This is a genomic window from Arcobacter sp. LA11 (assembly GCF_001895145.1).
Classification (GTDB): domain Bacteria; phylum Campylobacterota; class Campylobacteria; order Campylobacterales; family Arcobacteraceae; genus Halarcobacter.
On record NZ_BDIR01000005.1, the window covers coordinates 33,676 to 56,090 of the forward strand.

22 protein-coding genes are annotated in these 22,415 nt (G+C 28.2%); 7 read left to right on the forward strand and 15 right to left on the reverse strand.

What is annotated here, in order from left to right:
- From BT997_RS06070 to BT997_RS06100, 7 genes are all read right to left on the reverse strand, one after another.
- Positions 1-759 carry a flagellar hook assembly protein FlgD gene (locus BT997_RS06070; protein ID WP_072680564.1) on the reverse strand — a complete coding sequence of 253 codons (759 nt, stop codon included), beginning with the start codon at positions 757-759 and terminating at the stop codon, positions 1-3.
- A gap of 108 nt (positions 760-867) precedes the next feature.
- A complete protein-coding gene (locus BT997_RS06075) occupies positions 868-2,157 on the reverse strand; it encodes an ArsS family sensor histidine kinase (protein WP_307190050.1) in 1,290 nt (429 codons plus the stop codon).
- On the reverse strand, positions 2,138-2,821 hold the full coding sequence (locus tag BT997_RS06080; protein WP_072680565.1) for a response regulator transcription factor: 684 nt from the start codon (positions 2,819-2,821) through the stop codon (positions 2,138-2,140). Before BT997_RS06080 ends, BT997_RS06075 begins: the two co-directional genes overlap by 20 nt.
- 65 nt (positions 2,822-2,886) lie before the next feature.
- Positions 2,887-5,079, reverse strand: coding sequence for a DNA translocase FtsK 4TM domain-containing protein (locus BT997_RS06085; RefSeq protein ID WP_143145165.1), 2,193 nt, complete (start codon positions 5,077-5,079; stop codon positions 2,887-2,889).
- 10 nt (positions 5,080-5,089) lie between these two features.
- Positions 5,090-6,040 (reverse strand): UDP-3-O-(3-hydroxymyristoyl)glucosamine N-acyltransferase, encoded by a 951-nt coding sequence (gene lpxD / locus BT997_RS06090; protein WP_072680567.1) that lies wholly within the window; start codon positions 6,038-6,040, stop codon positions 5,090-5,092.
- A gap of 44 nt (positions 6,041-6,084) precedes the next feature.
- Entirely contained in the window at positions 6,085-6,582 is a 498-nt protein-coding gene (gene ilvN / locus BT997_RS06095) for an acetolactate synthase small subunit (protein ID WP_072680568.1), read from the reverse strand.
- Positions 6,575-8,269 (reverse strand): acetolactate synthase large subunit, encoded by a 1,695-nt coding sequence (locus BT997_RS06100; RefSeq protein ID WP_072680569.1) that lies wholly within the window; start codon positions 8,267-8,269, stop codon positions 6,575-6,577. The genes ilvN and BT997_RS06100 overlap by 8 nt, the downstream gene beginning before the upstream one ends.
- Before the next feature lie 294 nt (positions 8,270-8,563).
- Between BT997_RS06100 and BT997_RS06105 the strand changes: the two genes are divergently transcribed.
- Complete coding sequence (locus tag BT997_RS06105) at positions 8,564-9,367, forward strand: hypothetical protein (RefSeq protein ID WP_072680570.1); 804 nt, start codon at positions 8,564-8,566, stop codon at positions 9,365-9,367.
- A 3-nt stretch (positions 9,368-9,370) separates the two neighbouring features.
- Here BT997_RS06105 and BT997_RS06110 read toward each other — a convergent pair whose 3' ends face one another.
- The 3 genes from BT997_RS06110 to BT997_RS06120 are packed head-to-tail and all read right to left on the reverse strand — an operon-like array spanning position 9,371 to position 11,800.
- Positions 9,371-10,279 (reverse strand): exopolyphosphatase, encoded by a 909-nt coding sequence (locus BT997_RS06110; RefSeq protein WP_072680571.1) that lies wholly within the window; start codon positions 10,277-10,279, stop codon positions 9,371-9,373.
- A gap of 1 nt (position 10,280) precedes the next feature.
- Entirely contained in the window at positions 10,281-10,838 is a 558-nt protein-coding gene (locus tag BT997_RS06115; RefSeq protein ID WP_072680572.1) for a phosphatidylcholine/phosphatidylserine synthase, read from the reverse strand.
- Positions 10,838-11,800, reverse strand: coding sequence for a GGDEF domain-containing protein (locus BT997_RS06120; protein ID WP_174247204.1), 963 nt, complete (start codon positions 11,798-11,800; stop codon positions 10,838-10,840). The genes BT997_RS06115 and BT997_RS06120 overlap by 1 nt, the downstream gene beginning before the upstream one ends.
- Positions 11,801-12,056: 256 nt before the next feature.
- On the opposite strand from BT997_RS06120, the gene BT997_RS06125 reads away from it, so the two are divergent.
- The 4 genes from BT997_RS06125 (at position 12,057) to trxC (ending at position 14,861) form a co-directional block, all read left to right on the forward strand.
- Positions 12,057-13,601, forward strand: coding sequence for a SulP family inorganic anion transporter (locus BT997_RS06125; protein ID WP_072680574.1), 1,545 nt, complete (start codon positions 12,057-12,059; stop codon positions 13,599-13,601).
- Between the two features lie 92 nt (positions 13,602-13,693).
- On the forward strand, positions 13,694-14,194 hold the full coding sequence (locus tag BT997_RS06130; RefSeq protein ID WP_072680575.1) for a putative metalloprotease CJM1_0395 family protein: 501 nt from the start codon (positions 13,694-13,696) through the stop codon (positions 14,192-14,194).
- Positions 14,184-14,423: a hypothetical protein gene (locus BT997_RS06135; RefSeq protein ID WP_072680576.1), complete on the forward strand. Its 240-nt coding sequence runs from the start codon at positions 14,184-14,186 to the stop codon at positions 14,421-14,423. The genes BT997_RS06130 and BT997_RS06135 overlap by 11 nt, the downstream gene beginning before the upstream one ends.
- A 6-nt stretch (positions 14,424-14,429) precedes the next feature.
- The gene (gene trxC / locus BT997_RS06140; RefSeq protein WP_174247205.1) at positions 14,430-14,861 is read left to right on the forward strand and encodes a thioredoxin TrxC; all 432 of its coding nucleotides are present in this window, start codon (positions 14,430-14,432) and stop codon (positions 14,859-14,861) included.
- 145 nt (positions 14,862-15,006) lie between these two features.
- On the opposite strand, the gene BT997_RS06145 is transcribed toward trxC, so the two are convergent.
- From BT997_RS06145 to BT997_RS06155, 3 genes are all read right to left on the reverse strand, one after another.
- Positions 15,007-15,246, reverse strand: a complete 240-nt coding sequence (locus tag BT997_RS06145; protein WP_072680577.1) for a hypothetical protein — start codon at positions 15,244-15,246, stop codon at positions 15,007-15,009.
- Positions 15,247-15,349: 103 nt separating this feature from the next.
- Positions 15,350-15,841, reverse strand: coding sequence for a DUF523 domain-containing protein (locus tag BT997_RS06150; protein ID WP_072680578.1), 492 nt, complete (start codon positions 15,839-15,841; stop codon positions 15,350-15,352).
- Entirely contained in the window at positions 15,841-16,602 is a 762-nt protein-coding gene (locus tag BT997_RS06155) for an ATP-binding protein (protein ID WP_072680579.1), read from the reverse strand. Before BT997_RS06155 ends, BT997_RS06150 begins: the two co-directional genes overlap by 1 nt.
- Positions 16,603-16,739: 137 nt before the next feature.
- Here BT997_RS06155 and BT997_RS06160 point away from each other — a divergent pair, with 137 nt between their 5' ends.
- Together BT997_RS06160 and BT997_RS06165 are read left to right on the forward strand one after the other, a co-directional pair.
- Positions 16,740-17,468, forward strand: a complete 729-nt coding sequence (locus BT997_RS06160) for a DUF1223 domain-containing protein (RefSeq protein WP_072680580.1) — start codon at positions 16,740-16,742, stop codon at positions 17,466-17,468.
- Between the two features lie 76 nt (positions 17,469-17,544).
- A complete protein-coding gene (locus BT997_RS06165; protein WP_072680581.1) occupies positions 17,545-17,739 on the forward strand; it encodes a hypothetical protein in 195 nt (64 codons plus the stop codon).
- On the opposite strand, the gene BT997_RS06170 is transcribed toward BT997_RS06165, so the two are convergent.
- Complete coding sequence (locus BT997_RS06170) at positions 17,736-18,620, reverse strand: DMT family transporter (RefSeq protein WP_072680582.1); 885 nt, start codon at positions 18,618-18,620, stop codon at positions 17,736-17,738. The two genes, BT997_RS06165 and BT997_RS06170, sit on opposite strands and share 4 nt — an antisense overlap.
- Positions 18,621-18,706: 86 nt before the next feature.
- Positions 18,707-22,273: a bifunctional proline dehydrogenase/L-glutamate gamma-semialdehyde dehydrogenase gene (locus tag BT997_RS06175; RefSeq protein ID WP_072680583.1), complete on the reverse strand. Its 3,567-nt coding sequence runs from the start codon at positions 22,271-22,273 to the stop codon at positions 18,707-18,709.
- Between the last annotated feature and the right edge of the window lie 142 nt (positions 22,274-22,415).

Genomic DNA, 22,415 nt, shown 5'->3' on the forward strand with positions numbered 1-22,415 from the left:
TTAGTAAATTTTAGTAACATTACTATATGGAATTTTTTCAACTTCACTACCATAAGCTGTAGCATTGTCACTAGAATAAGACAAACTTATTCCACTTTGAGATAAATTTGAGGCTCCGCCACTAACAGATGCAACTAATTGATAATTTCCATTAGAATTCTCCATCATTGATGCCGTAATTCCATCAATTGAATTTAATTCTTCTGCGATTTCTTCATAAGTCTTTCCATAAGTACTTATTTCATGGCTATCTCCCGAACTATCAGTAATAGTTAAACTATCATTTTCATCAACACTTGTATCAAGATTATTTGAAATACTACTAGTCTCTTCAAATGAATAAACATCATAATAACCAGTGATTTCATAAGCAGATAAATATATTGTTCCATCTTCACCTTCAACCGATGAAACCTTATATTGTTTTGTATTTCCAGAATCATCAAGATTTCCATTTTCAATTACATTTCCAATTAATGCGGCAGAACTAGATAGAGATGTTTGAGCATATGATGTTGCTAAAGTTTCCATAGATTCGGCTAGAGAAATATTTGTTTCTAAAGTTTGTAGTTGAAGTTGATCATCTAGCATGGTACTAGAGTCAACAGGTTCAGTTGGATCTTGCATAGATAATTCAGTTAACATTAGTGTAATAAAATCATTATTATCTAAACTATCATTACCACTTACAGCTGTCGTGTAAGAGTTACCATAAGCATCAGTACTACTTGTTGTAGTTATATCACTTGTTGTAGACATTAAAGACTCCTTCTAAAGTTTTTACAACTTTATCAAAGGAAGAAAAACAGTAGGTAAGACTCTAGTAATAAAAGTTAATTAAAAAAATATATAGTAAATGAAAGATAACTAAGAATCTATTTTGAATTGAATTTTAAATAAATGGTAACATCCGCTATAAGAATAATAAAGTTTATATCCATGACTTTGTATTACATTATTAGTTATATACAAACCAAGACCTAAGCCTTTATCAATAGATTCATATTCTCTACTAAATGGTGTTAAATAGTGTTCAAAATCTTTTTTAAGTGGTTCTCCTTTATTTTTAATCAATAAAGAATCTTCTTTAACAAATATTTCAACTTTATCATTGGTATTATATCTTAAGGCATTATCAATTAAGTTTTTTAAGGCAATTGAAAATATTTCAAAATCAACATTTACTTTTGTTACATTAGAAAATATTTCTAATTTATCTCTATCTATTAATAATATATCAATTGCTTGATCTAGTAAATCAATAACTCTATACTCTTTTTTAACTAAATTCATTTTTCCTGAAGTTAATTCTTCAAGCTTTACAAACTCACCTAAAAGATACTCTAATCTTAAAAAAGCTTTTTGTAAAATCTCTTTTCTTCTACTTTCTTCTAAAGTATCAGAAACAAGTTTTCCTTTTGTAATAGGTGTTTTTAATTCATGTAAAATATTACGTAAAAAAAGCTTTCTAGAATCATTTAATTCTCGTATTTTTGTTATAGCATTATTAAATTCATTTGAAACTTGTGATATTTCATCATTACCTATAGCTTTTGTATTTATATCTAAGTTTCCATAAGAAAATTTTGTAATTTCATTTTTCAACCGAACAAGTGGCTTTAATTTTTTATATAAAAAGTAATAAAACCAACCAAGTAAAATATCAGTACTTAAAAGAACAATTAACCAAAAATATCTTATTTCATTATCATCTAATAAATCAATAAATATTATAGGCCCCGGTCTTTTTTTCTTAAAAGGTCGAAATTCTATATTTTTTTTTGTTCTGTCCCTAAATTTTGGTGGTCTTGGATGTATATATTTTTTATCATTATATTCAAAGATTTCTATAGGTGCAAATTTATCATCTTCATATTCATTTGCAAGTTCTTTTAATGCACGTAAATCAACATCTGATAATTTTAGAAAAAGATGTTTAATTTTTTTATTTATCTCTTGATCATCAGCTTGTTCAAATCTTGATTCTAAAACAATTCTAGTAGCATTAAAATATCTCTGAATATTCAATGTTTTATAATTATGATTATCAAGTAAAAACTGTACTAAAATAATTAAGTTTATAATAAAAAATATAATTGAAAAAAAGATTGTTATCTGAAAAAGAATTGAACTCTTTTTATTCGTTAACCAATTTATACCCTACTCCTCTAATAGAATGAATATACTTTGGCTTTCTTGAGTTGTCTTCAATTTTATTTCTAACTCGTCCAATTAATACATCAATACTTTTATATGTACTTTCATACTTTATAGAATCTACATTTGTAAGAATCTCTTCTCGTGAGATTACAAAACCCGCTCTTTTTATTAAATATGCCAAAATATAATACTCTGCATTGGTTAAATCAAGAAGAACATCTTTTTTAAATATCTCCATTTTCTCTTCTTTATGTATAAAAATAGACTCTTTTTGAAGTTTTTCTTGAGAAGGAAGTTCAAAGTTACATCTTCTAAGAATAGATTTAATTCTAAATATTAATTCTTGAGTATCATAAGGTTTAGGCATGAAGTCATCTGCACCATAAGAAAAACAAGCAATTTTATCTCCTAAATTTGAACGTGCACTTGAAATTATAATTGGAATTGAATATTGTTCTCGAATAATTTTACATACTTCAATACCATCAATATTTGGTAAAGATAAATCAAGGATAATTAAATCATATTTTTTAAGTCTTAACCCAGAAATTCCTAGCTCTGGACTATCATAGTTTGTTACTTTTATATTGTACTGGTCTAAATAATCTATTAAAATTTCTGCAAGTTCTAAATCATCTTCTATCATCAAAATATTAATCAATAATTACTCCTTATTTACAAATGTAATTATAATATATCAAAGTAAATATTCTGTAACAATATTGATTAAATTAAGATTTCTCGGTTACCTTTTGCATTTGGCTCAGAAAGTACACCAGTTTTTTCTAATTGCTCAACAATCGTTGCTGCACGGTTATACCCTATTCTAAGTTTTCTCTGAATATATGAGATTGAAGTTTTTTTATCAACTAAAACAACTTCTCTTGCATCTTCATAAAGCTCGTCTAATTCACCAATTTCATTTGTATCAGAAGATTTTCCACTTAAAGAAGAGCTATTTCTATCTTTTACAAAATTCATATCATATACAACATCTCTTTGATCTTTTAAGAAATCCACTACATCTTCAATCTCTGTCTCTTTTGACCAAGGAGCATGTATTCTTACAAGTCCAGACATACCAGGAGGTGTAAATAACATATCTCCACGCCCAAGAAGTGATTCAGCACCCATAGAATCTAAGATAATTTTAGAATCTACTTTTTGCCCTACTTTATATGAAAGTCTACTTGGTAAATTTGCTTTAATAAGTCCAGTAACAACATCAACAGAAGGTCTTTGAGTTGCAACTATTAAGTGAATTCCTGAAGCTCTTGCCATTTGGGCAAGTCTAGCAACTGAAAGTTCAACCTCTTTTCCACTTGTCATCATTAAGTCTGCTAACTCATCAATAACAACTACTATATATGGTATCTCTTCATAACCTTCTTTTTTAGCTTTTTCATTATAATTTTCAATATTTTTAGTTTTTGTTTGAGACATTAAAGTATATCTTCTTTCCATCTCTCCAACCATATTTGATAAAGCATTAATTGCATCTGTAGGTTTTGTAATAACAGGAGTTAATAGATGTGGAATATCATTGTACATTGAAAATTCAAGCATTTTAGGGTCAATCATTACAAGTCTAAGGTTATCAGGTGAGTTTTTATATAAAAGTGAAAGAATCATTGCATTTATACCTACAGACTTACCTGAACCAGTTGTTCCTGCTATTAATAAATGAGGAAGCTTTTTTAAATCTGTAATAAAAGGTTTTCCAACTATGTCTTTACCTAAAACCATAGTTAAAGGAGATTTAGCATTTTGAAAGATTTCACTTTCAAGTAATTCTTTAATATAAATAGTTTGTGTATCTTCATTAGGAACTTCAATCCCAACTACATCTTTACCTGGAATTGGAGCTTGAATTCTTATTGTTTGAGCTTTTAAAGCCATTGCTAAATCATCTTGAAGATTCAAAATCTTAGATACTTTTACATTTGGAGCTGGTTTGAACTCAAAAGTAGTGACTACAGGTCCTGTATAAGTTCTAACTACATCCCCTTCTATTTTAAACATCAATAATTTTTCTAATAAATCTTCAATTTTTTTATCAATTTGAGCTTCTGATATTTTTGATTTTTTCTCTTTAGGAGCTGACTGGAAAAATTTTGTTGGTGGCAACTCAAAGTCTTTTGGCTTCTCAGTCTTACCTAATTCAATTTCATCTAATAGTTTTTTATTTTCTTCTAACTCTTCAACAATAATTCCATGTCCAGTAACTTGTTCTTCTATTACTTCAGCTATTTCACTTTGTTCTACTGTTGATTCTTCTACCTGGTTTAAATCAATAATATTTAAATCATCTACTTGTATTTCAGCTATATTATCTTCTGCATCTTCAATAACTATTTCTGCAATATCACCTACTTCTTTAACTGTAACTTTCTCTTCTTTTCTTTTTTGTCTTTTTTTATTTTCTATTCTTTTTGGTTTTGAAGAGGTATTGACTTTTTTAAATTTCGGTACAAGTTTTTTTGGATCAATTTTTATATCACTATCTTCAAAAATTATTAAAAAAGAAATTACTAAACCAATTAAAACAAAAATCCAAAGACCTGCAAGTCCAATAAATGGGAACATAGAGTCAATTATAAAATTTCCTATATCTCCACTATAAATTCCTTTTTTGACAACAAGAGATTGAAACGTTAACAAAGAAATTAAAAGAAGAATTATTGCAACAACTTTTAAAGAAAAATCTTTTATATCAAAATCTTTTTTGAAATTTAAAATATATAAAGGATATAAAAAAAGTAATAAATAAATATATGATAAGAAACCAAAATACTTATGAGAAAATGTAGCAAATAAGAAACCTATTTGCCCTACACTAGCTTTATCACTTATAAAAGTAGAGTATTCAAAGTAAATTATTATAAAAAGAAATATTAGTGATGAAATTTTTTTAACTATTTTTTAGCCTTTATTTGTTTAATAATTTTGCAATTCTTCCTTGAAGTCTAAGCCATTGTCTATGCTCAAACAGAGGAAAACCTGCCCATTGTTTTTTAGGTTCATCTATTGTTTTTGTAACACCACCACGTGCTGCAATTGTAGTAAAAGGTGCAATTTCAAGATGTCCTGCTGTTGCACTTTGTCCACCCATAATTACATATTCATTAAGTGTAGTAGAACCAGAAAGGCCAACTTGTCCTGTTAAAATACAACCAGGACCTATTTTACAATTATGTGCAATATGAACTAAATTATCAAGTCGTACACCTGAAGAAATTATTGTTGATTTAAATACTGCTCTATCAATAGCTGTATTTGAACCTATTTCAACATCATCTTCAATAACAACATTACCATTTTGATAAATCTTTATATATTTACCTAACTTTGTATTTGCAAAACCAAAACCATCACTACCAATAACTGTTCCTGAATGTATTATACAATCACTTCCAATTTCACAATCTCTATAAACTGAAACGTTTGGATAAATAATTGTATTATTTCCAATCTTTACGTTATCACCTATAAAAGCACCAGCCATAATAGTACAATCTGAACCAATTATTGAATCTTTTCCTAAGTATACATTAGATTGAATAATAGTATTTTTTCCAACAATACACTCTTTACCCTGTGTTTCAACAACATTAGGAGCAAATAACTTTGAAGCATATGCTAGTTTTAAATATGGTTCTTCGCAAACTAAAGCTATAGTATTTTTCGGAACTTTATTTACAAATTCTTCTTTTACTAAAACCGCTGCTGCTTTTGTTTTTTCTAAATCTTTAATATATTTTTTATTTTCTAAAAAAGTTAATTCTTTCTTATTTGAATCAAGAAGAGTATTTAATCCTGAAATCTCAATGTCATTTTTACATTCTATTTCTAAAGCTTCTGAAATCTCATTTAGTGTCAAGTTTTATCCTTAAAGTTATGAAAAGATAAGAAATCTTACGATTTCTATCTTTCCATTGCTACAACACCACTTCGTACTACTTCAAGTGGCTTAAATTTATTCATTATATTTGTAAAGTTTGCAATTCTATGAGGCTCATCAGTTGCAGAAATTACAATCGCATCTTCAGTAACATTTTGAATATGTCCATTATATGCCCTTGCAATTACTTCAATATCACTAAGAGGTTGTTCAATTGGTATTTTAATTAAAACCGTCTCTTTTTCTATAACATTTTTATGTTCGTTAACCCTTAATACAGGAATTAACTTATTCAACTGCTTAACAATTTGATCAATAACTCTTTTATCTCCAGTTGTTACTATAGTCATTCTAGAATATTCAGTACCTGACATTGGAGCTACAGTTAAAGAATCAATATTATATCCACGTGCTGAAAATAGTCCAACGATTCTTGATAAGACATTGTGTTCATTTATAACAATTACAGAAATAACTTGTCTAGTAGTCTCAGAATCATAATAGTGATTAAAATTATTCATTGCTATCTCCTAAAAGTGTCATTTCATTTAAAGCATGTCCATTTGGAACCATTGGTAATACTATTTCATCCCGTGCTACTATAACTTCAATCATTGCTGGTTTTTTCTTTTCAACAGCATCATTTAATGCTGTATCAAACTCCTCTTTTGTTGTTACTCTATAACCTATTCCACCAAATGATTCTACAAGCATTTTAAAATCTGGCTGAACAGAAAGATCAGTTTCCGAAATTCTATTTTCATAAAATAAAGTCTGCCATTGTCTTACCATTCCTAAATAATTATTATTAAGAATGATATTAATCACTGGTAAATTATATTCAACACATGTCATTAACTCTTGGATATTCATTAAGATTGAACCATCACCTGTAAAGTTAATTGAAACCTTGTCTTTATTACCACGTGCAACACCCATAGCACCTGGAAGCCCAAACCCCATAGTACCTAATCCACCAGAGGTATTCCATTGTCTAGGATAAGAAAAAGGATAAAACTGTGCTGTCCACATTTGATGTTGTCCAACATCTGTAGAAATAATTGCATTTTCTCCTAATAATTGCCCAACTCTTTCGATTGGCCATTGAGGTTTAATAACACTATCAGAATCGTTATATCTTAAAGGTTCTTTTTCTCTATAATCCCTAAGTAAAGATACCCAATTTGAGTAATCATTAAATTCCATCTCTGAAGCAGAATCAATCATACCTTGAACAGTTACCTTTAAATCCCCAACTATTGGGAAATTTGTATCTACAAGTTTTGAAATAGATGCTGGGTCAATATCTACATGTATTACTTTTGCTTTTTTCGCAAATTCGTCTAATCTTCCCGTAACTCTATCATCAAATCTAGCACCAAGTGAAATAAGTAAATCAGTATCATGAGCAGCCATATTTGCTGCAAACTCACCATGCATACCTAGCATACCCATTAAAAGTTCATGGTCATGCCCCATTACTCCCCTTGCCATTAGAGTTTCAACAACAGGAATATTTAATTTTTCTGCTAATTCTCTAATTTCATATGCACAGTTTGCTAAAATTGCTCCACCACCAACGTACAATAAAGGTTTTTTAGCTTTAGAAATTGCATCCATAGCTTTTTTTAGTTGCCTTTTATTGTACTTTACTGTTGGCTTATAAGTTGGAATATTAACCTCTTTTGGATATTCAAAATTTGCAAGTTCTGCTGTAATATCTTTTGGAATATCTACGTGAACAGGTCCTGGTCTTCCAGTAGCTGCAATATGAAATGCCTCTTTAATAATTCTTGGTAAATCTTCAATCTTATTAACTAAATAATTGTGTTTTGTACAAGGTCTAGAAATACCTACAGCATCAATCTCTTGGAATCCATCTGTACCAATAATTGTTGTTGGAACCTGTCCAGAAATAACAACTAATGGAATAGAATCCATATATGCATCTGCTAATCCTGTAACAGCATTTGTAAATCCTGGTCCACTTGTTACAATAGCAACACCTACTTCCCCAGTAGATTTTGCGTAACCTTCTGCTGCGTGGATTGCAGCTTGCTCATGCCTAGTCAAAATATGTTGAAAAAAGCTCTGTTTATAAATTTCATCATAGACATTCATAATAGCGCCCCCAGGATATCCGAATACTACTTCTACCCCTTCTTCTTTTAATGATTCCGTAACCATTTTTGCGCCAGTTATTCTCATTGTCTCTCCCTATCGTAAATTAATCAGATATTTTACAAAAGTTATTATTAATAGCGGTTTAAGATAGTTAAATATCTATTATTAGAGCTTATACATAAAACTATAACAATCTTATCTTTCAATTATAAAATAGAAAATTATCTAATATTATTTTTTGTTCATTTCTTAATGAAATAGTCAAGTTATAGTTTATAAATACACTTAGTAATTGTTATTTAAATAATTAGTTTTAGTTTTAATTTATCTTTGTTATAGTAAAATAGGTATACAAGAGTACAACAATAGGAGTTTTTTATGGATGTAAATAGTATTAATAACAACATAGCTTCTTTAAATAGTGTTCCTCAACAACATATTGATAGAGCTAATAGTACAGAACAAATCAACAACAACGATCCATTTCTAAAACTATCAATAAGTGACTACAATAAAAAAAGAGATGAATTATCTCAATCTCTACAAGCCTTTAATGAAGGGATTGGTATTTCTAAAACTGCACAAAATGGTTTAGAAAAGCAACAAGAATACCTTCAAAATATACAAGAAAAACTTACTGATTTAAAAAATGATGATAATATTGACTATGACAAAAACACTCAAAAAAATGATGTAAATCTTGAACTTTTAAAATTTAGAGAAGAGGCTTTTCAAACAAAATATAAAAACGAAAATCTAATTGCAATAGATGATTATGAAGATGATTTAACAGTAAATATTTTTACAAAAGAGGCATATTTCTCTATAGATAAACCAAATACACCTGATATTGCATCACAGTTAGCACAAGAAATTAGTAATACAGATTTTAACAATACTGATGCTCTAGAAGAGACTATAAATAAAGTTGAAAATAGTATTAATCAACTTCAAAATTTAAAAGACCAATTTACTGATTTAGGAAATAAACTTGAATCAAGTGCAAGAGTTTCAATACAAGAACAAGTTGAACTTTCTAATCAAAATAGAGCTAATAAAAATATTAATTTTGGTAATGAAGTAAATGATTTTTCAAAAACTAATATACAAGCAAATGTAGGCTATTTAGCTGCCTCTCAAGCAAATATAGTACAAGAACAAAGTGTTAGGCTATTATCTTAGTATTTATTTTAAAATACAATGATTTATAGCAACACCTTCTCTTAATCCATCATCTAAAACAATAGATTCATTTTTTTCTAGAACTTCAAATATTGCTCTATAAATATAAATTCCTATTTCAATAAACTCTACCCTACCACTACCTACTAGTTTAGTAATTATATCTTTTGAAGAATTTCTAAAAATATCTAATGAGTCTTCTAAATCTTTTAAATTTAGTACTGTTCCATTTACTAACTCTTTATCATAATGGAAAAAATCTTGTCCTAGTTTTATTGCAGCTATAGTTGTAGGAGTGCCAGCAGTTGCAACAAAGGTATAATCTTTTAAATCTATTTTTAATTCATCAATAAAGGCTCGTATATCAACTTTATGTGAATTTAGTTCTTTAATTAAATCTTCATATTTTAAATACTTTTGAGTTAAGGTTACTATGCCAAAATTAAAACTATGTGAAAAATAAGAATCTCCATCATTTACTATAATTTCAGTTGACCCACCACCAATATCAAGCAAAACAAATTTTGAGGAATTTATTTTTTCTCTTTTAAGTGCATATTTAACAGCTAATAAAGTAAGTCTAGCTTCTTCTTTCCCATCTATTATATTAAATTTAGCACCAGTTCTTTTTTCGAAGGTTTTTAATACTTCACTGTTATTTGAAGCTATTCTCATAGCTGCTGTTGTTACACAAACTGCTTTAGAAGGTTCATAACCTAATTGTATTGAAGATTGATTGATTGCATTTATAACTCTTTCTTGAGCCTCTTTTGATATAGCCTTTGTTTCATTTAAACCATCAGCCATACCTACAACTTCATTATATTCATCAATTATTTGATTATTTAAGCAATCATAAATTAAGACTCTAAAAGAATTAGAGCCTAAATCAATAGTCGTAACTTTATTCATATTATGGATGAGGAATTTTTAGTTTAGAATTAAGTAAGAAACCTATAACAATCATTAAAATAATAACTACATGTTCATTCATTATGCCAGTTAACCATACAAGATAAACTAGCCATAAAAGAATTGCTCCTAAAGGAGTTGGAACACCTGTAAAGTATTTAGATACTTCACCCTCTTCGGCATTTATATTAAACTGAATTAATCTTCTTAAACCTGATATCACATAATAAATAAAAGCAAATGCAATAAGAGGTGTATTTAACATCATCTCTTTTCCATCAATTACTGCAAAAAATATAAACATAGTTGGAACTATTACAAAAGATAAAAAGTCAGCAAATGAGTCTAGTTGAATTCCAAATTCAGTTGATAAATTATATTTTCTTGCAATTTTACCATCTACTATATCGAATGCACCAGCTAACCACGCAAAAAGTGCTGCTGCGAAAAAATTATCATGTGTTAAATAATAAATTGCAAAAACTCCTGCTGCAATATTAAAAAAAGTTGCTAAATTGGCTAAATTAAAGTGACTGTTTTTATCAAATAAAAATGTCATTATTCCCCTTCATTGTGTATTGTAAATTGATTTCTACCATTTTCTTTTGACTTATATAAACATTCATCAGCTATTTTATATAATTTATTACAAGAAATATATGAATTTGGTTCATATATAACTGCTCCAATAGATATAGTAACTACTTGTGATATCTTACTATTTTTATGCTCAATATTTAATGACTCGATATTTTTATTAACATCTTTTAGACACTCTTTTAAGATATCCTCATCAATATCAAATAAAATAACTCCAAACTCTTCACCACCAAGTCTAAATACATATTCGTACTCTTTATTAAAATAAGTTTTCAAGTTACTTGCAACTGCTTTTAAAGTGACATCACCCATATCATGACCATAGGTATCATTATATTGTTTGAAAAAGTCAATATCAAACATAACAAAAGCTGTTTTCCAATTATTTGCATTTGAAATAAAAGGCATATTATCAAATATCTTGTCAAAATACATACGGTTATATAATTTTGTCATAGAATCAGTTATTGAGTCCATTTTATATTTTTTAGTAAGAATTTTTAGTTGATTATCTTTTTTAATAATAGAATAAATAATTAAAGAAATAAAAATAAAAGAGACAATAATTAATAAAACCATATTATAAAAAAGATAGTCTTTCATAGAAGAATACTCTTTTAAAAATGCTCTTCGTTGCTTATAAGCAACTTTTTTTTCATGCTCTTTTAAAAAATTAATTTTATTTATGATGCTATCATATTCAGAAATTTTTATTGAATAAGTTAAAGAAGTGCTAACACTTTTATTAACTACTTCAACAACTTTCCTTTCATCAATATCTTTATATGCGCTATTATAATAAGTCCACTCTTTTTTAATTTTTCTAAAATATGGATCTCTATTACATTTTTTATGTGTTCTCATACAAACAATCAAATCTTTATACTCTTCTTCTATAGCATGTAATTTTAACACAGGCACATAATTTCCAAAATATATTTTATCTATATGATTTTTTAATTTATCAATTTGTGAATTAAACATAAAACTTGATGTAAATAATGATAGAATAATTATTATACTTAAAACAATAAGTTTAAAACTAAGACTTTTATAAAACTCTTTTTTCATTCTCTATTATAAGCTATAAATAATTAAACTGCTCATAAAATAAGCTTAACTTTATCTTAATGAACTTTTAGATATAATCGCGCCTTTATTAAAGAAAGGTTTTAATTTGTTAAATATAAAAAATACATTTATAGGACAATCTATAAAAAGTGATGTCTTATCAGGAATTGTTGTTGCTGTAGCACTTGTTCCTGAAGCTATTGCTTTTTCTATTATTGCAGGAGTGTCTCCTCTAGTTGGATTATATACTGCTTTTATATTAGGGTTAATTACTGCAATGATTGGTGGTAAAGCCGGAATGATTTCAGGAGCTACAGGTGCAGTTGCTGTTGTACTAGTAGGACTTGGAGTAAAAATCAAAGAAGCACTTCCTCAAAACCTATTAGAGCAACTAACAGTAACTAACGAACTATCAAATTATATCTTACAATATATATTATTAGCAACTATTTTAGCAGGTATTATTCAGATATTAGTTGGAGTATTTAAACTAGGAAAATTAATTAGATTAGTTCCCCAACCAGCAATGTATGGATTTGTAAATGGTCTAGCAATTGTTATTGCAATGGCTCAGTTTCCTCTTTTTAAAGGTGAAAATTGGATTATGTATGCCTTAGTATTAGGAACTATGATAATAGTTAAATTTTTTCCAAAAGTTTCCAATGCAATACCATCTGGACTTGTGGCAATTATAGTTATTTCTGTTATTGTTATTGGTTTAGATTTAGATACAAAAAGAGTTGGAGATTTAGCTGATATATCAGGAAGTTTACCCTCTTTTTCTATTCCAACATTACATGTCGATTTTGATTCGATATTAACAGTTCTTCCTTATTCTATTTTAGTTGCATTAGTAGGACTTATTGAATCTTTATTAACTCTTTCTGTTCTAGATGAAATGGGAGGTAAAAGAGGTAGTGGAAACCAAGAATGTATTGCCCAAGGTACGGGAAATGTAGTTTGTGGTTTCTTTGGAGGAATGGCAGGTTGTGCAATGATTGGACAATCTATTATTAACTTCTCAAATGGTGGATGGGGTAGATTATCAGCCCTTACTGCTTCACTATTGCTTATCTCTTTTGTTGTGGCTCTTTCTGGATATATTGCAATGATTCCAGTTGCAGTTCTTGTAGGTATTATGTTTATGGTTTCTATTGGAACTTTTGAGTGGGAAAGTGGAAATAGAATTAGATATATGCCAAACTCTGATAAGTTTGTATTAGTTGCAGTTACAATTATCACTATCTTTGCAGACCTTGCAATAGCAGTTATTACAGGTATTATTATCTCTGCACTTGTATTTGCATGGAAACATTCAAAAGTAAGAAGTAGAACATATAGAGAAGGAAATGATACAAAAGTTTATGAGTTTGATGGACCACTATTTTTTGGTTCAACTACATCTTTCTTTGAATTATTTGATACAAAACATGACCCAGAGAATATAATCTTAAACTTTAAAGATGCAAGAGTTATGGATATATCTGGGGTTGAAGCTATTGATTCAATTACAAAAAAATATGCTGATTTAGGGAAAAAGCTTACAATTAGACACTTAAGTGAAGATTGTAAAAAAATTCTTAAGAATGCTGGACCATTTTGTACATATGAAGAAGATGAACCAAACTATAAGGTAGCTATAAACTACTAATACTTAGGGATAAACTAACTAGTTTGTCCCACTTATTTACATTTTCTTTTCTCTTTGATATAATATACCTATAATACAAAAATAGGTTTGTTATGGAAATAAATAATTTTTCACAATCATCATCACTAATATATCAAGAACTAGCTCAAAAAAGAGCGGAATTATCTAATATAGACAAAAAAGAACTTGAAAAATCTACACAAGAATCTTATGATAAAGTTAATATTAGCGATAACAAGTATGATGAGAAAGATTATAATAGAGTATTAGACAAATTTAAAGATTTAGATGCCGAAACAAAAACTCATGAACAAACCCATGCATCAGGAGCACCTACAACTGCACCAATAAGCTATAACTACCAAGTAGGACCAGATGGTAAATTATATGCAACTGGGGGTTCAGTTAGATTTGACACTTCTATTCCAGATGATGAAGCAAGTGCAAATGTAAAATTAGAACAGTTAAAAGATGCTTCAAGTTCAGTAGATAATTTAAGTAGCGCAGATGCTCAAATAGCACGAACTGCAAACTTAAATAAACTTTTATTACAAAGCCAAGATTATAATCAAGGAGAAAGTAATGAGAATTGATAATAATATACATGCAATGACAGCTTCTGCGGTACAAATAGACAAGTTAGCTACAAACCTAGCTGATGTAGCTAATACTGTAGGAGAGCCAGAGAATCAAGAAGTAACACAAGATTTAATTGATTCAATTGTAGGACAAATACCAGAAGTTATTTCATATGAAGCAAATGCAAAAGGAATAGAAACTCAAAATGCTGTCGCAGATGTATTACTAAATATAAAGGCTTAAAGAAGAATGTCAAAAATAAATATCGTATGTCCCCATTGTCAAAAAGTAAATGCAATTCCCAAAAAAGACAGTTATGCAAAAGCTAACTGTGGCTCTTGTAAAAATTCATTACTAGATACAACTCCTATAGAATTAGATGAATCAAACTTTGATCATGTAGTTGTAAACTCTGAAATTCCAGTAATAGTTGACTTTTGGGCGCCATGGTGTGGTCCATGTAAAATGATGACACCAATATTCAATGAAGTATCACAAAAATATCCACTAAAAGCTTTATTTGTTAAAGTAAACACTGAATCACATCAAAATTTAGGTGCTAAATACAATATAAGATCAATACCTACTCTTGTAGTTTATAAAAATGGAAGTGAAGTAAAAAGAGTTAGTGGAGCATTAGACCCATTAAAATTATCTAATTTAGTAAATGAAAATTTATAGTAATCTTGAACTTATTTTAAATTATCTTTTTTGTAAGTATTTAACTAAATAGTTAAATACTTTTTCTTCAATTATATAACAGTATATAATACTTAAATAGGAAAAAGTTATAATCTTAATACAATAGTTATTGGTTTTTTAAAATTTATTCAATGTTTTTTACATAAATTGTTATATCATCGTAATCAATAAGAAATTCTTTTTGTATCTTTTCTACTTTAAATGTTGAAGATTGTTCTCTTATCTCTCCATATTGAAGTATAATTTCATCACCAACTTTAGGAAGATGTAGTATATCTTTTGAACTTTCATATTCTTTTTCCATAATTGTATTTGGTGAACCGTGACTTCCCGAATTAGTTGCTAAAAAACAAACCTTTATCATTAAACTTCCTTTCAAATATAATAAATATTTAATTTTATAATGTAAAAATAATTATTTGAAGTTAAAATTTAATAATTCAATAAAATATTGAAAGATTTTAAATTTAAGAAGTTTTCAAAAACTCTTTAAATTTTTCTAACTGATTTTCATTAAAAACTACAACACCATTTTCAATCAATAATTTTGCAGTTAACCCTTGTCCTTCAATTAAATTTCCACTAAATGTTCCATCATATATTTTTTCATTTCCACATGAAGGAGATTTTGATTTTAAAAGTGCTACTTTTATATCTTCACTTTGACAAAGTTCAAAAGCATTTTTTGCACCAATTAAAAAATTAATTGTAACATCAGTTTTTTCTTTAGTTTGTACAATAAAAGGCTTTGTTCTACTTATTATCTCAGCAGCTTCTCTTGGTGTTGGCAATCCACCTGAAACTTCAGGGCAAAAAGAGTATATTTCATTTTCACAAAGAATATCCATGAAAAGTTCTTTTTGAGCAAAAGTGAAAGAACTACCGTATGCTATTGATGAATTTTCTCCATCATATCTTACATCTTCACCTAAAAGACAAGATGAAATTAAAATCTTCATTAGTCTTCTCTATCTAAATGTTCTTTTGAAAAGAATGTAGATGGTTGAATATTATTAAAAGCAGCCTTCATTGAAACAAACATTTTAGGATTTTCTTCTTCAAGTTTTGCTAATAATTCTTTTGTAGCAGCTCTTGCATGTGGCATTTTTACATCAAATCTAAGTCCAGGACAGGCTTCATCACCAATTACAGTTAACTCATTTGTATCTGCAAATGCTCTTAATTGTCTCTCTCTACAAAAAATTAATGGTCTTATCACTTCTAAACCATTTTCAGCTTTATAAATTGGAGGCATAGATCTTAAAGCTCCACTATATAAAAAATTCATAAAAAATGATTCCATAGCATCATCTAAGTGATGACCTAAAGCTACTTTATTATAACCTTGTTCTAAAGCAGTTGTATATATATAACCTCTTCTCATTCTTGAAAAGAATGAACAAAAAGATGAATTTTTTCTAATTTTTTCACCAGCTAATTCAAAAATTTCAGTATCTACTATTTCATGTTCAATTCCATGTTCTTTACAATGATCAGCTAAAAACTGAACTTGTTCACCCATTCCATATGTAATCGTTACTGCTTTAAATTCAAAATCAAATGGAGTAACACTTTTTAATCTTTTTAATGCATGTATTAAAGTTGTTGAGTCTTTCCCACCTGAGAAACCTACAAGAACTTTATCCCCTTCTTTTATTAAGCCATATTCAGCATTTGTTTTACCAACTAATTTAGATATTTTTTTACTAAGTTCTATCAAAATTATCTATCCTATATATTTTTTCGCGATTATATCAAAAAAAAAGCAAATAGTCTATATTTATTATTTGACAAGTTTGTCTTTGAGTTAACAAAAAGTACACACTATTTTTTTATAATTAAAAAAAAGGAACATCTATGAAAAAACTTCTATTAATAACAGCCTTTCTCTCAACTATATTATTTGCACAAGATCATACTTTTGAATCAAAAGATGATAGAGTTAATATTATTGAATTATACACATCACAAGGATGTAGTTCTTGTCCTCCTGCAGATAAATGGTTATCAAATTTAAAAGAACATCCAAAACTATTTAAAGATTTTATTCCTATGGCTTTCCATATTACTTATTGGGATTTTATTGGTTGGAAGGATGTATTTGCAACTAAATCTAATGATAACAGACAAAGATATTACTCTAGTAAAGTTTGGAAAAAAAATTCAGTATATACGCCACAATTCATAATAAATGCAAAAGAGTATAGAACATGGTTTACAAATCAAAGTTTTCCAAATTTTAAAAATCAATATGGAGGAAAACTAAACATAAATCTAAATAATAACAAACTTCAAGTCTCTTATTTTAATAAAAATATTAAAAATCAAAAAATTTATTTAAATGTAGGTATTTTAGGCTTTGACTATGAAATTAACATAAAAAGAGGTGAAAATAAATATAAAACTTTAGAACATGATTTTGTAGTTTTAAATCATATTCAAAAATTTGCAGAAATTAAAAATAATAAATTAGAAATAGATACAACATTATTCAATTTAGAAAAAAACAATAAGAAAAAAGCTTTAGTAATATGGTTAAGTGATTACAATTCTGAAATTCTTCAAGCAACAGGAGGATATATCTAAAAAGCAGTTATGATTAACTCCTTTTTTAGTTAAATTGATTATAATTTCATATCAATTTAAATTAAAGAAAATATAAATGACTCAAGAAGAAGTATTAGAATTTAAACACACTATAGCAAGAACTATTATCCCAATAGTTCAAAACATGACAGAAGAACAAATCAGAAATATTATTAGTATTGTTGAAAAAGAACATAAAGATTTACCTGAAGGTTTTGGAAATATGCTTTATGAACAAATTCTTATTATGAAATATAATGGAAGATACTAATCTTCCTTTTTTAACTTATAACTATTTACCAAACCTGCAATAACTACACAAATTAATCCAACTACATAAACTAACTTAATTGGTTCATCAAATAACAAAATCAAATAAATAGCCGATAAAATTGGTGTTATAAATACAAATGGTGCTAAATAAGATGCTTCTGTCATTTTCAATGCATTAATCCATAAAAGATACGAAAAACCATTTAAAAATACACCATTTAATAGTATAGGAAACCACTCATTTAAAGTTGGCATTGCAAAAGAAGAAAAATAAAACATAGAAAAAAGAGATGCAATTGTTGCACTTAAAAAATATATAGAAGTAACTGAAATAGGTTCTAAATGAATTTTTTTGCTTAAAACAGAAAATAATGCAAAAGAAGAAGCTCCTAAAAGAACCAACATAATTACAGAAAAATTATCCACATGAACATTTGAGAAGTTACCTTTTGTAAGAACAATAAGTACTCCAAAAAAACCTAACAATACTGCTATTGTTTTTCTTACAGTTAATCTCTCTTTTAATAAAAAAAGAGAAAACACCACAATTGATATAGGCCAAGTATACTGCACAACAAGGACTTCTAAACCTTTAGCTTCTTTATATCCAAGATATAAAAATAGATAATAAACATATGTTCCTAAAAGGCCTAAAATAACAACACTTAGCCAATCTTTTCGTGAATACTTTTTGATTTCACTAACTTTTTGTTTAAAAATAGCAGTGAAGAATAAACAAATAAAAGATATTAAACTTGACCAAAAAAGAAATTGATGATTATCTAAAGATGATTGTGCAAACTTAGCTGCAGGAGGTATCATAGCCCAAAGAGCTACACATATAAGAACAAGTATTGTTCCTTTAGTTTTATTTGTCATTAAATATCCTATATTAAAAGAAAAATTATATAAAAGATTTACTTTAGAAAGATAAGAAGAAAAATTTTCCTTCTTATCTTTTTATATTAGTTTATACCTCTAGCACCAATATTCCCATATCTGTGATAAGAATGAGATACTGATTGTTCTTGGAAATAGTTTAATAATTCCAATCTACCTTCCATCATAGGAGCTTGTCTTACAATAAAAGTAGCTGTTTTTGCTGCTTCCTCAAAAACAACTTTTGGAACTTTTTTAATATTCGAATAAATAACTCTATCATAGTTCTTTATAATACTTTTAAACTCAGCATCAGTTTGTTCAATCATTTTATCTCGAGGAGTAAATAGTTTTGAAGCATCTTTTAAAAATGATTTCACTAAATTATTTTGTTCAATTGAAACTTTGAAATGAACTTGAGCAACTCGCGCTGCTAATATTCTTGAAACTGCTTCAAAAAGTGTATCATTATGTGATACTCTAATTAGAACATTTTTTAAAGGTAAGTATCTAAAGTGATTATCTTCTCCCCTAACCTCACAATAATCTTTCTCTTGTGAAAATTCATTTTCATAATTTTCTAAATAAGATTGCAAAGATAATTCTAATTTTTCAAAATCTTCTTTACTTTCACTATCTTTATAAGAGGCAATAAGTTGAGTTAAACTATTAGAATATTTCTTTTTAGTTTTTGGAGTAGATACTTCTTTAAAATCTACAAATTGTGTTATATAATTAAAAATTCCCACTTTACGCCCTGCTCCAATAGCAGATTTACCTAAACCACCAAATGGTTGTCTAAGAACAATTGCTCCAGTTGTTCCTCTATTTACATATAGATTTCCAGCTTTTATATTTTTTTTCCAAAAAGTAACTTCTCTTTCATCTAAAGACTCAATACCAGAAGTTAATCCATATCCTGTAGAGTTTACAATATCAACAGCATGGGCAAGATTACTAGCTCTCATAACAGCAAGTACTGGACCAAATAATTCATTCATATGGCAGAAACTTCCTTCTTTTACACCCCATTTTATTGCTGGTTTTAACATAAACTTATTATCATCAGAATAAGAAGGTTTTAAAGCCCACTCTTCTCCTGTTTCAAGAGAATTAATTGCAGTTTCTAAATTACCAGAAACTGGATTTGCTAAAGTTCCAATTCTATTTTTAAAATCCCAAACAGAACCCACACTCATTGAATTTGCAGTATCAATTAATGCTTTTCTAAAATCTTTGTCTTCATATACTTCATCTTCAAGTATAAGTAATGAAGTAGCAGAACATTTTTGACCTGAATTAGAAAAGGCACTTTGACATACATTTTTAACAGCTTGTTCTCTATCTGCCATATTTGTGACAATAGTAGCATCCTTTCCTCCAGTCTCTGCTGTTAAGAATAAATCAGGTCTTGTTTCTAACATTTTATAAGCAGTGTCTTCACCACCAGTTAAAATTACAAAGTCAACTGCTTTATTTGGAATCAAATGTTCACCAGCTAAAGCTCCTGGGCAAGGTAAGAATTGAAGTGTATTCTTCGAAACTCCTGCATCCCAGAAACATTTACACATTTCATATGCAGTTAAAGCTGCAACTGATGCAGGTTTTATAATAACAGTATTTCCAGCGGCAAGTGTGGCTGCAATACCACCTAAAGGAATAGCTACAGGGAAATTCCAAGGAGGAACAACCACACCAACACCTTTTCCACTAAACTCTAAATTCTCATATTTATCAAAGTATTCTGCAGAATATGGATAAAATTCAATAAAATCAACTGATTCTGATACTTCAACATCAGTTTCAGTAAATACTTTACCAACTTCTGCTGCTGCTATACCAATTAAATCATCTCTTCTTTCACGTACTTTTATCGCTGCTTCTTTTAATATTTCATGTCTTTGTTTATGAGTTTTACTTCTCCATCCATCAACATCTGCACTTGCTATTTCAACAGATTTTTTAATATCTTCAGCATTTGCAATAGCAAATTTTCCAGCTAATACACCCTCTTGAACTTGTGATTTGTCTATTGCTTCAATAATCTCTCTGTCATTAGTTATATCTTCACCACCAACTACAATTGGAGCTATTTTATGTTCTGTATTTTTATCAAACTTCCATTTTTTAACTATATCTCTAGCCCATTCATGATTTTTAGGTAATATAAAATCTGTATCAGCTTCTGCTTCATAAACACCTGTATCATATGCAGACTTTTTAAAATCATTCCATTTTTCTTCTAATCTATTTTGAGTTCTTTTCGCACCAACAAAAGAAGTTTTTTCTGCTTCAAAAGATTTAATAAATAGATCTTTTTGCATATTCCAATTTTCTGAACCAACTGTTAAACCAAAAGAGTATCTAATAAAGTTATTTGGACCAGTATTTTCATCTAACCTTCTAACTAAGTAAGCAATAGCATTTGTAAATTGCTCTTTTGCAGCTGTTGGAGCATAAAGAATAACTTCTTTAGAAATCTCTTTTATTGCTAACCTTGCAGCTTCACTCATACCTTCTAACATCTCTAAAGTATGATATTTTGATACATCATTATCTTCAGCTAATTGTGTTGCATATGCTAATTCAAATAGATTATGAGATGCAGTTCCTAAATGTAAAAAAGGAGCATTTTGGGGTTGAAGTGCAAATCTTGCCATTCTTTTATAATTTGAATCTGTATCTAATTTTTCAGTATAAGTAACCATTTCCCAATGTTTTTGAGATGCTTCAGTCTCTTCCATCTCCATATTAGCACCTTTTACAAGTCTAACTTTAATAGGTGCTCCACCATTTTCTACTCTATTTTTTACCCAAGAAGTTAAATCTTTTTGAACATTAAACGAATCAGGTAGATATGCTTGAAGTACTATACCAGCATAGAAATTTTTAAATTCTTCTTTTTCTAAAGTCTTTTTAAATACTGCAACAGTAATATCTAAATCTCTATACTCTTCCATATCAAGATTGATAAATTTATTTGATTTTGTACCATCTGGTGCAATATAAGGATGTTCTTGCGCTTGTTTATAAATTCTTGTTAATTTATCTACAAGAACTTCAACAGTATGATCAAAATCTAATGCATTGATTTGAGAGTAAATTGTTGAAATTTTAATCGAAATATAGTCAATATTTGGGTTAGATAATGCTTTTAAATATTTTTGAACTCTCTCTTGAGCTTCTTCTTCACCAAGAACCACTTCACCAATTAGATTGATATTTACTCTTGTTCCTTCTGATTTTCTTTGAACTAAATGTGCATTAAAAGGCTTTTCTTCACCTTTTATTACAACTGTTCTAGTATCTTCTCTAATTTGATTTACAAACATTGGAACTGAAAGGTTCGGTAAATACTTACCAAAGTTTTGGAATAACCATAATAGTGTTTTATCTTTTGTTGTAAAAAAGTGTGCCATTCCATGTTTTTCAAGTAAAAATATAATCTGATTAGCAATTCTATCGTTTGATTGGGCTCTAAAACACTGATCCATTAGTTCTATTAAAAGTGCTTTATCTTTTGGATGGTCTAGCATCTTATTCATTTTTACATAGAATTCTCTATCAAAGTCACTTACAAGCTCTGTAGCTCTATTTTGCCATTTTTGGGCAAGGTTTATGGCAGAATTTATAAGTTCTTGCTCATTTGTCATCTGTTATCCTTCATTTTTATTCGTTTTTAAATAAATTTCATGTAGCTTAACAGTCAGGCTTCAATTGTCTGTCTTGAGGGGAGCAACCGCCAAGTATGCCCCTCATTGCTACTAAATTTTTCTTCAACTTTTTTTATATTTT